A 13550-nucleotide genomic window follows, 5' to 3' on the forward strand; every position below is an offset into this window, starting at 1 on the left:
GTTCGCAACAGCAGAAGCCGTCGGCGCGCGCAGGACTCGTCCTGGGCGCGCCGACGGCCCGCAGCGCCTCTAGTGCGGGCGCACACGGAACCGAGGTCGAGATGGACACCACTGCACCAACCGACTACATCCTCGAGATGCACGACATCACCAAGCGCTTCCCTGGTGTGCTCGCGTTGTCGGACGTCAACCTGAAGGTCCGCCGCGGCGAGATCCATGCCATCTGCGGCGAGAACGGGGCGGGCAAGTCCACCCTCATGAAGGTGCTCTCGGGCATCTACCCGCACGGCACCTACGACGGGCAGATCGTCTTCGAGGGCGAGCCCGTCGAGCTCAGGGGCATCCGGGACTCGGAGCACCTGGGCATCGTCATCATCCACCAGGAGCTCGCGCTCTCGCCGTACCTGTCGATCGCCGAGAACATCTTCCTGGGCAACGAGCGAGCCTCGCGTGGCCTGATCGACTGGAACGCGACGAACTCCGAGGCAGCACAGCTGCTCGCCCGTGCCGGCCTGGACGAGCGGCCGGACACCAAGATCAAGGACATCGGGGTCGGCAAGCAGCAGCTCGTCGAGATCGCGAAGGCGCTGTCCAAGGACGTCAAGCTGCTGATCCTGGACGAGCCCACCGCCGCCCTCAACGACGACGACAGCGCGCACCTCCTCGGGCTGATCGACGGGCTGCGCGACCACGGCATCACCTCGATCATCATCAGCCACAAGCTGAACGAGATCGAGGCGATCGCCGACACCACGACGGTCATCCGCGACGGCAGGACCATCGAGACCCTCGACATGCGCGGTGAGGAGCCCGTCAGCGAGGAGCGGATCATCCGCGGGATGGTCGGCCGGTCTCTCGACCAGCGCTTCCCCGACCACGTCCCGACGATCGGCGACGAGGTCCTGCGCATCGAGGACTGGACCGTCTACCACCCGATCGACCAGACCCGCAAGGTGGTGGACGGTGCGTCGCTGAACGTGCGGCGTGGCGAGATCGTCGGGCTGGCCGGCCTCATGGGCGCCGGGCGGACCGAGCTCGCGATGTCGGTCTTCGGTCGCTCGTACGGGGCCCACATCTCCGGTCGCGTCTTCAAGGACGGCGAGGAGGTGCACCTCGGCTCGGTGCACCAGGCCATCCGCCACGGCCTCGCCTATGCCACGGAGGACCGGAAGCGGTACGGCCTGAACCTCATCTCGACGATCCAGGCCAACATCTCCGGCGCCGCGATCGAGAAGGTCGCCAGGCTCGGCGTCATCGACAGCAACGAAGAGCTCAAGGTCGCCGAGCAGTACCGCCGGGAGTTCAACATCAAGACCCCGACCGTCGCGACGCTCGTCGGAAAGCTCTCCGGTGGCAACCAGCAGAAGGTCGTCCTGAGCAAGTGGATCTACTCCGACCCGGACGTGCTGATCCTGGACGAGCCGACCCGTGGCATCGACGTCGGCGCCAAGTACGAGATCTACACGATCATCAACCGGCTCGCAGACGAGGGGAGGGGCGTCATCGTCATCTCGTCCGAGCTTCCTGAGCTCCTCGGTGTCTGCGACCGCATCTACGCCCTGTCGCAGGGCCGCATCACGGGCGAGGTGGCCCGGGAGGACGCGACCCAGGAGCGACTCATGCACTACATGACGATGGAGAAGGACGTGACTCGCCGATGAGTACCGACACCAAGCTCTCGCCCACCCTGCCGTCCGGGGGGAGCTCCTCGCTGCGCCAACGCCTGTCGGGGTTCGGGGGCAACGCCCGCGAGTACGGCATCTTCGGCGCCCTGATCGTCATCGTCCTGCTCTTCCAGGTCCTGACCGACGGCAAGCTGCTCAAGCCCAACAACGTCGTCGCACTGTTCCAGCAGAACGCGTACGTGATGATCCTGGCCATCGGCATGGTGATGGTGATCGTCGCGGGCCACATCGACCTGTCGGTCGGGTCGGTGGTCGCGTTCGTCGGTGGCGTCATCGCGCTGGCGATGCGCGACTGGGGGATGCCCTGGCTGCTCGCCGTCGCCCTCGGCATCGCCCTCGGCGCGCTGGTCGGCGCCTGGCAGGGCTATTGGGTCGCCTACGTAGGAGTACCAGCGTTCATCGTCACCTTGGCGGGGATGCTGATATTCCGCGGCCTCGCGCTCGTCGTCGTCGGCGAGACCATCGCCGGGCTCCCGCCGTCGTTCATCAAGATCGCCACCGGCTCGATCCCGAACTTCTTGGGCTTCCTCAACGGCATGGACGTCGTGACCCTCTGGATCGGCGCCTTCGCGATCGCGGCGCTCGCGATCTCGCAGACGCGCGCCCGCGGCCAGATGCGCAAGCACGGGTTGCAGCTCGAGCCCAGGGGCGCCTTCCTCGGAAAGATCATCGGCATCGCGCTCGCGATCGGCTTCCTGACGGTCCTCCTGTCGATGTCGGCCCACGGCACGCCCATCGTGCTGGTGATCTGCGGCGTCCTCATCGTCATCTACACGCTGCTGATGGGTCGTACCGTCTTCGGCCGGCACATCTACGCGATCGGCGGCAACCGGGCTGCCGCAGGGCTGTCCGGGGTGAACACCAAGCGTGTCGACTTCCTGATCTTCGTCAACATCGGCGCTCTGGCCGGCGTGGCGGCGATCGTGACGACGGCCCGTTCGGGCGCCGCGATCGCGGCGGCGGGCACGGGCTTCGAGCTCGACGCCATCGCCGCGTGCTTCATCGGTGGAGCCGCGGTCACCGGTGGCATCGGCAAGATCTCCGGAGCCATCGTCGGAGCGCTCATCATGGGCGTGCTGAACATGGGCCTGTCGATCCTGTCCGTCGACCCGTCGTGGCAGCAGGCGATCAAGGGCATGGTGCTCTTGTTCGCCGTCGCGTTCGACCTGATCAGCAAGCGGCGCGCAGGCACGAGCTGACGCGCTGAGGTCGACGTCGATGAGGAGCGGCCGGTGACCAGGCGGGCGGCCACGGCCGGATCCCAGTCGTCCCTGCGGGAGGCCAACCGCCAGCTCGTCGTCGAGACGGTCAAGAGGTACGGCGGCCTGACGCAGGTCGAGCTCGCGTCGGCCACAGGTCTCTCCCAGGCGACGGTCTCGACGATCGTCCGCGAGCTCCTCGCCGCCGGTGTCGTCGACACCGCCAGCACCACCCGGAGCGGGCGGCGTGCCCAGATGGTCACGCTCGCCCGCCGGGTGGGGCTGGCGGTCGGCGTTCAGGTGGGGCACCGCCACCTGCGCGTCGCGCTCGGAGACTTCAGCCACGAGATCCTCGTGGAGCAGTCGCTCCCGCTGCCGGTCGAGCACCGGGTCGACACGACGCTCGACCGCGTCGCGCTCCTCGTGGTGGATCTGCTCGAGCGGGTCGGCGCGTCGCTCGACGACGTGGTCGGGATGGGGGTCGGCGTACCGGCCCCGGTCGACGTCGGGACAGGGATGATCTCGGTGCACGGCGTGATGCCGGGGTGGGACGACGTCCACGTCGGTCAGGTGCTGTCCAAGCGGCTGAACCTGCCCGTCTACGTCGAGAACGACGCCAACCTCGGCGCGATCGCCGAGAGCACCGGAGGTGCCTCTCGTGAGTACACGGACAGCGTCTTCGTCCGCGCCTCGTACGGCGTCGGAGCGGGGATCATCATCGGTGGGCAGGTGCTGCGCGGCTTCGCGGGGACCGCGGGTGAAATTGGCCACTTCACGGTGGAGCCCGACGGCGCCGAGTGCCGCTGCGGCGGGCGCGGCTGCCTGGACACCGTCGTCGGCGCGGCGGGGCTCCTGGAACAGCTCGGGCCGATCCCGGGGGTGTCGGGACTGCGGGACATCGTGCAGCGCGCGAACCACGGTGACGAGAGGTTCGGGGACGTCGTCGCCCACGCCGGAGCCATCGTCGGTGCCGTGGTCGCAGGCCTGGGTCTGGCTGTGAACCCTCAGGTCGTCGTGGTCGGAGGGGAGCTGGCCGAGACCGGGGAGACCTTCATCGCGCCACTGCGCGGGGCGGTCGTGCGCGGGCTGCTGCCCAACCGGATCGCGCCGCTCGAGGTGGTGCGCGCCGGGCTCGGAACCCGTGCGGAGATGGTGGGGGCGCTCGTCCTGGCGCTGCAGTCGACCGACGTGCCGCTGAGCGTCGACGAGACCGTGGACGTCGGAAGAGCCTTGTGACGGGCCACATGGTGGGACACTCTCTGCACGCGATGCCTTCGACGAGGTCAGGAGCACCCGACACGATGACCGCTGGGCCGCAGCCGCCGTTGCTGTCGATGCGCGGCATCAGCAAGAACTTCGGCGCCGTGGAGGCGCTCGTGAGCGTCGATCTGGACGTGCACGCGCACGAGGTCGTAGCCCTCGTCGGTGACAACGGCGCCGGTAAGTCGACGCTCGCCAAGGTGATCGCGGGCGCTGTGGCGCCCGACACAGGGCTCGTCGAGATCGACGGTGAGCCGACGGTGATCCCGACCCCGGCGGCAGCGCATGCGCTGGGAGTCGCGACCGTGTTCCAGGACCTCGCGCTCTGCGACAACCTCGATGTCGCGAGCAACATCTTCCTCGGGCACGAGGTGCGGATCGGCCCGCTCCGGGACGACGGCTACATGGAGGCGAAGGCGCGGCATGTGCTCGACGAGCTGAACAGCCGGATCCCGTCGGTCCGCACGATGCTCGGGACACTCTCGGCCGGACAGCGGCAGTCCGTCGCGATCGCTCGCACGCTCATCGGTGACCCGCGGATCGTCGTGCTCGACGAGCCGACCGCGGCGCTGTCGGTCGCCCAGACGGCTGAGGTGCTCATCCACATCGAGCGCCTGCGGGACCTGGGCCTCGGAGTGGTGCTGATCAGCCACAACATGACCGACGTCCTCGCGGTCTCGGACCGGATCGTCGTGCTGCGGCACGGGCGCAACAACGGTGTGATCGACGCCGCGACGACGACGCACGAGGAGATCCTGGCGGCGATCACCGGCGCCACCCTCCATCGCCGCCCACGCCTGCACGCGCTGCGCTGACCGCGCCACGAGGCGCCGCCCGCGTGGCCAGAGCGGGCTCGGCGGGGCCGGTCCCCGTGGTGACGGGCGGACCATGATCTCCGCCGCCCTGCGCTGGGGCACGGCCGCCGAGCGGGCTGCGCGGGCGTCCGACCGACTCCGGTAGCCTGGACGGTCGTGGCAGCCACCGACTTCAGCACCGCGATCCATGACCTGCGCAGCACCCTCGGCACGATCCAGGCGGTCAGCGACCCGGCGGCGCTCGAGGCGAAGGTCGCGCTGCTCTCGGAGCAGGCGTCGGCGCCCGACCTGTGGGACGACCCCGACGCCGCGCAGAAGATCACCAGCGCACTGTCGGCGACGCAGGCCGAGCTCGACCGCATGAGCAAGCTCAGCGGGAGGATCGACGACCTCGAGACGCTGGTCGAGATGGCCACCGAGGAGGGCGACGAGGACACCCTCGCCGAGGCCGAGAGCGACCTCGTCACGATCACCAAGGACCTGGGGGAGCTCGAGGTCCGTACCCTGCTCTCCGGCGAGTACGACCAGCGCGAGGCGGTCGTGACGATCCGTTCGGGCGCCGGTGGCGTGGATGCCGCCGACTTCGCCGAGATGCTCCTGCGGATGTACCTGCGCTGGGCGGAGCGGCACGGCTACCCCACGTCGGTGCTCGACACCAGCTACGCCGAGGAGGCGGGCCTGAAGTCGGCGACCTTCGAGGTCAAGGTTCCGTACGCGTTCGGCAACCTGTCGGTCGAGGCCGGCACGCACCGCCTGGTGCGGATCTCGCCGTTCGACAACCAGGGCCGTCGCCAGACGTCCTTCGCAGCGGTCGAGGTCATCCCGCTCATCGAGTCGAACGACTCCGTCGACATCCCGGAGTCCGAGATCAAGGTCGACGTGTTCCGTTCGTCCGGTCCGGGTGGCCAGTCCGTCAACACGACCGACTCCGCCGTGCGGATGACGCACATCCCGACGGGCATCGTCGTCTCGATGCAGAACGAGAAGTCGCAGATCCAGAACCGCGCCGCGGCGCTGCGCGTGCTGCAGTCCCGCCTGCTCCTGGTCCGCAAGGCGGAGGAGGACGCGAAGAAGAAGGCGCTCGCGGGCGACGTGAAGGCGAGCTGGGGCGACCAGATGCGGTCGTACGTGCTGCAGCCGTACCAGATGGTCAAGGACCTGCGGACCGAGCACGAGGTCGGGAACCCGAGCGCCGTGTTCGACGGCGACATCGACGACTTCATCGAGGCCGGTATCCGCTGGCGCAAGTCGCAGGAGCTCCACGTCTCCTGACACCCGAGCGGGGATGGCGACGGGCGACGAACCCGGGCGAACCGGACGGGCACTGGTTCTCACGGGCGACAGTCGGCGTGTCACGTGCGGGCGGGGCACCTCACGGTGCCTAGTCTCGACGAGGCCAGCAGCAGTTCCCCGCCTGTCCCCGAGCACTGGCCACCGATGTCGTGATCCGATTCGAGAACGTCACCAAGGTCTACGCGCGCGGCGCCCGACCGGCGCTGGACCGCGTGTCCCTGGACGTCGAGCGGGGCGAGTTCGTGTTCCTCGTCGGGGCCTCGGGCTCGGGCAAGTCCACGTTCCTGCGGCTGGTGCTGCGTGAGGAGCGGGCGTCGGCCGGGCGCGTGTTCGTGGCAGGCAAGGAGCTCGGCAACCTCTCGTCGTGGAAGGTGCCGCACCTGCGCCGTCAGATCGGGGCCGTGTTCCAGGACTTCCGCCTGTTGCCGAACAAGTCGGTGTTCGAGAACGTCGCGTTCGCGCTGCAGGTCATCGGGAAGCCGCGTCACCACATCCTGTCGACCGTTCCCGAGACGCTCGAGATGGTCGGGCTGGCCGGCAAGGAGAAGCGGCGGCCGCACGAGCTCTCCGGTGGTGAGCAGCAGCGCGTGGCCATCGCGCGGGCGTTCGTGAACCGGCCGAGCATCCTGCTCTGCGACGAGCCGACGGGAAACCTCGACCCGACGACCTCCTTGGGGATCATGCGCCTGCTCGACCGCATCAACCGCACCGGCACCACCGTGGTCATGGCCACGCACGACGACGAGATCGTCGACCAGATGCGCAAGCGGGTCATCGAGCTGTCCACCGGCGAGATGGTGCGTGACCAGTCGCGCGGCGTGTACGGGTCGGACCGCTGATGCGCCTCCAGTTCATCCTCTCCGAGATCGGCCAGGGGCTCCGGCGCAACCTGTCGATGACGATCTCCGTCATCCTCGTCACCTTCGTCTCGCTGACGTTCGTCGGTTCGGCGGCGCTGCTGCAGATCCAGATCGGCAAGATGAAGGACGACTGGTACGACAAGGTCGAGGTCTCGGTCTTCCTGTGCCCGCAGAACTCGTCGAAGCCGACCTGTGCCGCCGGCGAGGTGACCGACGAGCAGAAGGCCGCGATCCAGGCCGCGCTCGATGCCCCCGAGATCAAGCCGTGGGTCGAGAAGGTCTACTTCGAGGACAAGGCGCAGGCGTTCGAGTCGTTCCAGAAGCAGTTCAAGGACCAGTTCTGGGCCTCGGCGGCCACCGCTGACGACATGAACTCCTCGTTCCGGATCAAGCTCACCGATCCGGAGAAGTACCAGGTGGTCGCCGACGTCGTGTCCGGCCGCCAGGGCGTCGAGGAGGTGCAGGACCAGCGCAAGCTGTTCGACAACCTGTTCCTGGTCCTCGACCGCGCCACGCTGCTCGCGTCGGGGCTCGCGGCCGTCATGCTCGTCGCCGCGGTGCTGCTCATCACCACGACCATCCGGCTGTCCGCGCTCTCGCGTCGCCGCGAGACGGGCATCATGCGGCTCGTGGGCGCCTCGACGATGTTCATCCAGCTGCCGTTCATGCTGGAAGGGGCCATCGCCGCGACCGTCGGAGCGCTGCTCGCCGTCGCCGGGCTGTGGGTCGGCGTCGAGTACCTCGTCACCGACTGGCTCGGCGCCTCCGTCACGTGGATCCCGTACGTGAGCACCGCCGACGTCATGACGGTCGCGCCCGCACTCGTCGGCGTGGCGATCCTCCTGGCCGCGATCTCCTCCCTCGTCACCCTCAGCCGCTACACGAAGGTGTGACATGAGCCTCCGCCCCCTCCGCCTGCCCGCCGTGGCGGCGGCCATGACCCTCGTGCTCGGGATCGCGCTCGCGACCGCGGCCGGCGCCGACCCGGTCGACGACAAGCGCAGGGCCGCCGAGCAGAAGCAGGCCGCCAACGCCCAGGCGCGCGAGGACGCCGAGGAGGCCATGGAGGGCCTCGACGCGAACCTCCAGGCCGTCGTCGCCGCGCTCCAGGCCGTGCAGGCGCAGATCCCCGCCGCGCAGGCCGCGCTCGACGCCGCCAACGCGGCGCTCGAGAAGGCCCAGCGTGAGGCGGCGATCATCGCCGCCCGGCTCCAGGACGCCACCGAGCAGGAAGCCAGCATCACCACCACCATCGACCAGGACGCGCAGAAGGCCGCCGACCTGCGCGCGGCGATCGGCCAGATGGCGCGCGAGGCGTATCGCAGCGGCGGTGAGGTGTCCGGCGTGGGCATCGTCCTCGACGCCCAGAGCACCGAGGACTTCGTCCAGCGGTACGGGCTCATGTCGACAGCCCTGCGCACCCAGGCGCAGGTGCTCGACGAGCTGAAGGCGACCGAGGCGAAGAACAGGAACGCCCAGGCGCGGCTCGTCGCCGTGCGGGACCGTGTCGCCGAGCTCAAGGTCGCCGCCGACCAGAAGGTCGTGGAGGCGGACGCGGCCCGTGCCGCCGCGGCCGCCGCCCGCAAGACGCTCGACGACCTTCTCGCCCAACAGGTCGCAGCGCAGGCGAACCTCGAGGCGCAGAAGGCGGCGCTCGCGGCCCAGCTCGCCGCGATCGATGCGGAGGCCGCGCGGGTGCAGGCCGAGCTCGAGGCCGCGATCGCCGAGCAACGCGCGCGCGATGCCGCCGCAGGCAAGGCGCAGACGCCCGGGCCGCTCCCCGGCGCGCTGTTCGGCAACCCCACGGCCACCGACCCGATCGTGGTGACCTCGGAGTACGGCCAGCGGTTCCACCCGATCCTGCACTACTGGCGTCTCCACGCCGGGATCGACCTGCGCGACCACTGCGGACAGCCCGTGTACGCCGGCCGCGCCGGGACCGTGCAGTGGGCGCGCCCGCGGACCGGGTTCGGCAACCAGGTGATGGTCGACCACGGGTTCGTCAACGGCAACGCCCTGTCCACGTCGTACAACCACCTCACCAGCTTCGCCGTCGGGGCCGGGCAGCGCGTCGGTGCCGGGCAGCTCGTCGGGTACGCCGGGAACACCGGCACGTCCGCCGCGTGCCACCTGCACTTCGAGGTGTACGTCAACGGCTCCACGGTGAACCCGCGGCCGCTGCTCGGGCTCTGACCGTCTCGCTCCCAGCCGGGTCCTCCTGCCGTTCGGGCAGGGCCGTCGCTCGCCCCGCGGTGGGTGCCGGAATCCGTTGGACGCCCCGGGTACGCTCGTCCGGCGGCGCCACGGCGCTGCTTGACTCGCTGTTCGACGACGCAGGGACGGAGGCCGTGACGTGGCCAAGGAGATGGGGCGCAAGGTCGTCGCCTCGAACCGCAAGGCGCGGCACGACTACGTGATCGAGGACGTGCTCGAAGCCGGCATGGTGCTCTCCGGCACCGAGGTGAAGGCACTGCGGCTCGGCCGGGCGTCCCTCGTCGACGGCTGGTGCGAGATCGACGGCCAGGAGATCTGGCTGCACGGCGTCCACATCCCCGAGTACTCGCAGGGCACCTGGACCAACCACGCGCCGCGGCGCAAGCGCAAGCTGCTGCTGCATCGCGAGGAGATCGACCGGCTGGCGACGAAGACCCGCGAGAAGGGGCACACCATCGTGCCGCTGCAGCTGTACTTCCTCGACGGGCGCGCGAAGGTCGAGATCGCCCTGGCCCGCGGCAAGAAGGACTGGGACAAGCGGCAGGCGCTGCGCGAGCGGCAGGACAACCTCGAGGCCCAGAAGGCCATCCGGGAGAAGCGGGACCTCTGACGCGTGCCGGATGCGGCTGTCGGCGTGGGCCCGCATCCTGGGGTCGCGCCCGGCGCAGGTCTATCCGCGCGGTGTGGCGCCACGGTCGACACGCTGAGTGAGGAGGCGCCGATGAACGATCCGCGGACCGCTGTCCCGGCGTGCGGGACGTGGGTGGTCGAGTCGCACGGTGACCCGGGCGGGTCGTCCGCCCGCGTACTGGTGCACGGGATCGGGATGTCGGCCCGGTACTTTCGGCGGCTCACCGCGGAGCTGGCGACCGACGGCAGGGTGCTCGTGCCCGAGCTTCCCGGGTGTGGGCGGACACCCAGGACGGCGCGGGCGCCGCGCGTCGACGAGCTCGCCGACGGGCTCGCGGCGGAGCTGGACGCACGCGACGTGCGCGGTGCGACACTCGTGGGGCACTCGATGGGCGCTCAGGTCGCCACCGAGCTCGCCTGCCGCCGTCCCGATCTCGCCGGCAGGCTCGTGCTGCTCAGTCCGGTCGTCGACGACGACGCCCGCTCGGGACCGGCTCAGGGCCTGCGTCTGGCCCGCGACACCTTGCGCGAGCCGCTGGGCGCGAACCTGGTCACGTTCACCGACTACCTCCGCGCCGGTCCACGCTGGTACCTCGCGCAGCTGCCCCACATGCTCGGGTACCGGCTCGAGGAACGTCTGCCGGACGTCCGCTGCCCCGTGGTCGTCGTGCGCGGCGAGCGCGACATGGTGGCTCCGCAGGCCTGGGTCGCCCGGTTGGCGGGGCTCGCGCCGGACGGCCACGCGGTGGTGGTACCGGGGGCCGCGCACGTGGTGATGTACTCGCGCCCGGAGCTGGTCGCTCGACTGTGCCGCGGAGGGCTCGCCTGACGGCGGCCGTGGTAAGGGTCAGCGAGCTCCGAGGATCTCGGCCAGATCGAAGCGGATCGGCTCCTCGAGCTGCTCGTACGTACACGACCGCGGGTCGCGGTCGGTGCGCCAGCGGCGGAACTGGGCGGTGTGCCGGAAGCGGTTGCCCTCCATGTGGTCGTAGGCGACCTCGACGACGAGCTCGGGCCGGAGCGGGACGAAGGACAGGTCCTTCTTGGCGTTCCACCGGCTGACGTTGCCGGGCATCCGGCTGTCCGCGTGCGCCGCCGGGTCCGCCCACTCGCCCCAAGGGTGGTTGCCCAGGTCGACGTCGCGATAGGGCGCGAGCTCGTCGAGCAGGCTCTTGCGCCGTGCCATCGGGAACGACGCCGCGACCCCGACGTGCTGCAGGTGGCCGTCGTCGGCCCAGATGCCGAGCAGCAGCGACCCCACGACGTCCCCGGTCTTGTGCCACCGGAAGCCCGCCACGACGCAATCGGCGGTGCGCTCGTGCTTGATCTTGAACATCGTCCGCTTGTCCGGTTGGTATGTGCCGTCGAGCGGCTTCGCGACGACGCCGTCGAGGCCCGCGCCCTCGAACCGTGTGAACCAGTCCTGGGCCTCCGCCAGGTCGGCGGTCGCCGGCGTCAGGTGGATCGGTGCACCGGCGTCACCGAGCGCATCCTGCAGGCGCGCGCGACGCTCCAGGAACGGCCGCTCCATCAGGTCGTCGTGGTCCAGCGCCAACAGGTCGAAGCCCACGAAGCTCGTCGGCGTCTGCTCTGCGAGGAGGTTCACCCGACTGACCGCCGGATGGATGCGCTGCTGGAGGGCGTCGAAGTCGAGCCGGTCGCCGGTGACCAGGATGATCTCGCCGTCGATGACGCACCGGTCCGGGGTGTGTGCCTTGATCGCCTCGACCAGCTCGGGGAAGTACCGGGTCATGGGCTTCTCGTTGCGGCTTCCGAGCTCCACCTCGTCGCCGTCCCGGAACACGATGGTGCGGAACCCGTCCCACTTCGGCTCGGTGTGGCCCAGGTCGGGGATCTGCGGGACCGACTTGGCGAGCATCGGCGAGACCGGCGGCATCACGGGGAGGCGCATGTCGACCATCCTGCCCGCTGCCGCCCACACCCCGCAGGGCTGGGGGCCTTACCGGCAGTCGTCGGGTTTCGGGATGTCGGTGCAGAGGGTGGAGACGAGGTGGGATCGGCGTTCCTGGACCTCGAACGGTGGGCTGGTGGTGGAGGTCTGGGCGGTGCCGTCGACGTCGCGCCAGATCGGTGAGCCGTCGACGCGGTAGGTGCCGTGCCAGGTGGTGGTCAGGGTGATCTGCCGGGTGCCGGGTCGTTGGTAGATGTGGAACGTGTCGTGGTCGGGCCAGGGGTGGCCGGGGCTGTCGGTGATCAGGGGTTCGAGGTCGTCGCCGAAGTCGTAGCGGTAGGTGGTGGGGGCGGCGACCACGTCGATGCCGTGGCCGAGCAGCTCGGTGCGCAAGGTCTGCTCGGTCGGGTCGGTCATGACGATGGTCTCGATGTTGACCAGGACCCAGCCGCGGTCGGGTTGCATGGTCAGGGTGGGGGCGGCCAGGGGGAGGCGGCGGAAGTCCTCGGCGGTCAGGACGGGCAGCAGGTCCGCGCCGCAGCCGCCCCGGTCGACCTGCGTCCACGGTCCCCAGTCCTGCGAGGTGGGTGTGGAGCGTTCCCGCATCCACAGCGGGTCCACGACGGTGTCCTCGCCGCAGGCATTGGGGCCGGTGTCACCGATCGCCGGCGGGCACGGCCCGTTCAGCGGCGTGGTCGGCACCGGGCCGTTGACGTTGCACAGGGGCGCCCGCTCGTACTCGAAACGGGCGGCCTCCGGGTCCGTGGAGGCGGCGTGCTTGAGCCGTAGTGCCTCGCCCTCAGTGACCAGCAGATCCACCGAGGCCTGGTTTGGGCCGATCAGCGCACCAATGCTGTGAGGGGGGTCAGCGGCGGTCGCAGCGGGCATGCTGAAGATGGTCGAGAAGACGGCCATGAGTACCACGACACTGATCGAGCCGAGGTGGCGATGCGATCCGGTCACCGCGGGGCCCGAGGTTCATGGACGTCCACCTGTCGCACGATCCATCCGTCGGCGCCCCATCCGATCGCGAACTGCATGAATGCGGCCGAGGACGGACCGCTGTCGACGACATTTCCGGCCCTATCGATCTCGCTCCAAGCCCCCTGGACGACATCGAGGTCGGCGCCGTACAACTGGCTGGGCGAAACCTCGATGCCATTTGCCGTGGATATCTCCAGCGGGGATGAGGAGACGGTGTGACCAATCGCTGCCAGACCCTCAACTTCGGCGATGACCTTGTTGCACATAATGCAGTCGTCTGCTGACATCGCACGCCACGCGACGAGGTCGCCTGTTGCCATCGAGTACGAATACAACTCCAGGAAGTAGCGAGCCGCGGCTATCGCGCCATCGATGCTCGGTTCAGCCATAGCAGCCGACGGTGAGGGCGCGCTCGGCTGGGCTGGCGTCGGCAGGGCTGGCGACGCAGTCGAGCTTCGGCTGGGCGAGCGGCTCGCTGACGGCGTTGCGGCGTGTTGATCAGTTCCGGTGCACCCTGCAAGCACGAGCAATCCCACGGTGAGTGCCGCCGACAACCGAGCCCCCTGGAGAATCCGCATGGCGGGGAACCTACCGAAGCGGGACACCACTCGTGGTGGGGATCTCACGCCCTGTGGACTGTCAACGACGGCTGAAAACGAACCCCCTGTCGACGGGCGAAAGTGAACCCCTCTCGTTGG

General features: G+C 69.6%; 13 protein-coding genes. 10 read left to right on the forward strand and 3 right to left on the reverse strand.

Going from position 1 to position 13550, the window contains the following annotated elements; translation table 11 throughout:
* The first annotated feature begins 101 nt into the window (after window positions 1-101).
* The 10 genes from mmsA to ACVW07_RS17790 all read left to right on the forward strand — a co-directional run bounded on the left by mmsA (window position 102) and on the right by ACVW07_RS17790 (window position 10785).
* Entirely contained in the window at window positions 102-1661 is a 1560-nt protein-coding gene (gene mmsA, locus ACVW07_RS17745) for a multiple monosaccharide ABC transporter ATP-binding protein (RefSeq protein WP_456820529.1), read from the forward strand.
* Window positions 1658-2884, forward strand: a complete 1227-nt coding sequence (gene mmsB, locus ACVW07_RS17750; RefSeq protein WP_456820530.1) for a multiple monosaccharide ABC transporter permease — start codon at window positions 1658-1660, stop codon at window positions 2882-2884. Before mmsA ends, mmsB begins: the two co-directional genes overlap by 4 nt.
* Window positions 2885-2917: 33 nt before the next feature.
* Complete coding sequence (locus ACVW07_RS17755) at window positions 2918-4120, forward strand: ROK family transcriptional regulator (protein ID WP_456820531.1); 1203 nt, start codon at window positions 2918-2920, stop codon at window positions 4118-4120.
* Between the two features lie 65 nt (window positions 4121-4185).
* A complete protein-coding gene (locus ACVW07_RS17760) occupies window positions 4186-4959 on the forward strand; it encodes an ATP-binding cassette domain-containing protein (RefSeq protein WP_456820532.1) in 774 nt (257 codons plus the stop codon).
* A gap of 156 nt (window positions 4960-5115) precedes the next feature.
* Window positions 5116-6231 carry a peptide chain release factor 2 gene (gene prfB, locus ACVW07_RS17765; protein ID WP_456820533.1) on the forward strand — a complete coding sequence of 372 codons (1116 nt, stop codon included), beginning with the start codon at window positions 5116-5118 and terminating at the stop codon, window positions 6229-6231.
* Between the two features lie 170 nt (window positions 6232-6401).
* The gene (ftsE, locus tag ACVW07_RS17770; RefSeq protein WP_456820534.1) at window positions 6402-7091 is read left to right on the forward strand and encodes a cell division ATP-binding protein FtsE; all 690 of its coding nucleotides are present in this window, start codon (window positions 6402-6404) and stop codon (window positions 7089-7091) included.
* Window positions 7091-8005 carry a permease-like cell division protein FtsX gene (gene ftsX / locus ACVW07_RS17775; RefSeq protein ID WP_456820535.1) on the forward strand — a complete coding sequence of 305 codons (915 nt, stop codon included), beginning with the start codon at window positions 7091-7093 and terminating at the stop codon, window positions 8003-8005. The genes ftsE and ftsX overlap by 1 nt, the downstream gene beginning before the upstream one ends.
* Window position 8006: 1 nt before the next feature.
* Complete coding sequence (locus ACVW07_RS17780; RefSeq protein WP_456820536.1) at window positions 8007-9305, forward strand: peptidoglycan DD-metalloendopeptidase family protein; 1299 nt, start codon at window positions 8007-8009, stop codon at window positions 9303-9305.
* Window positions 9306-9465: 160 nt separating this feature from the next.
* Window positions 9466-9936, forward strand: a complete 471-nt coding sequence (gene smpB, locus ACVW07_RS17785; RefSeq protein ID WP_456820537.1) for an SsrA-binding protein SmpB — start codon at window positions 9466-9468, stop codon at window positions 9934-9936.
* Between the two features lie 111 nt (window positions 9937-10047).
* Window positions 10048-10785: an alpha/beta fold hydrolase gene (locus tag ACVW07_RS17790; RefSeq protein ID WP_456820538.1), complete on the forward strand. Its 738-nt coding sequence runs from the start codon at window positions 10048-10050 to the stop codon at window positions 10783-10785.
* Between the two features lie 18 nt (window positions 10786-10803).
* Here ACVW07_RS17790 and ACVW07_RS17795 read toward each other — a convergent pair whose 3' ends face one another.
* From ACVW07_RS17795 to ACVW07_RS17805, 3 genes are all read right to left on the reverse strand, one after another.
* Entirely contained in the window at window positions 10804-11868 is a 1065-nt protein-coding gene (locus tag ACVW07_RS17795; RefSeq protein WP_456820539.1) for an ATP-dependent DNA ligase, read from the reverse strand.
* A 48-nt stretch (window positions 11869-11916) separates the two neighbouring features.
* Entirely contained in the window at window positions 11917-12687 is a 771-nt protein-coding gene (locus ACVW07_RS17800; protein ID WP_456820540.1) for a hypothetical protein, read from the reverse strand.
* 140 nt (window positions 12688-12827) lie between these two features.
* Window positions 12828-13430 carry a DUF6318 family protein gene (locus tag ACVW07_RS17805; RefSeq protein WP_456820541.1) on the reverse strand — a complete coding sequence of 201 codons (603 nt, stop codon included), beginning with the start codon at window positions 13428-13430 and terminating at the stop codon, window positions 12828-12830.
* Window positions 13431-13550: the final 120 nt, after the last annotated feature.

It is taken from the genome of Cellulomonas sp. URHB0016 (assembly GCF_054057935.1).

Excerpts from the sequence above, each read along its gene's own strand:
- ACVW07_RS17780 (WP_456820536.1), top strand. The coding sequence starts at position 8,007 with ATGAGCCTCCGCCCCCTCCGCCTGCCCGCCGTGGCGGCGGCCATGACC.
- ACVW07_RS17805 (WP_456820541.1), bottom strand. The coding sequence starts at position 13,430 with ATGCGGATTCTCCAGGGGGCTCGGTTGTCGGCGGCACTCACCGTGGGA.
- mmsB (WP_456820530.1), top strand. The coding sequence starts at position 1,658 with ATGAGTACCGACACCAAGCTCTCGCCCACCCTGCCGTCCGGGGGGAGC.
- ftsX (WP_456820535.1), top strand. The coding sequence starts at position 7,091 with ATGCGCCTCCAGTTCATCCTCTCCGAGATCGGCCAGGGGCTCCGGCGC.
- ACVW07_RS17790 (WP_456820538.1), top strand. The coding sequence starts at position 10,048 with ATGAACGATCCGCGGACCGCTGTCCCGGCGTGCGGGACGTGGGTGGTC.
- ACVW07_RS17795 (WP_456820539.1), bottom strand. The coding sequence starts at position 11,868 with ATGCGCCTCCCCGTGATGCCGCCGGTCTCGCCGATGCTCGCCAAGTCG.
- mmsA (WP_456820529.1), top strand. The coding sequence starts at position 102 with ATGGACACCACTGCACCAACCGACTACATCCTCGAGATGCACGACATC.
- ACVW07_RS17760 (WP_456820532.1), top strand. The coding sequence starts at position 4,186 with ATGACCGCTGGGCCGCAGCCGCCGTTGCTGTCGATGCGCGGCATCAGC.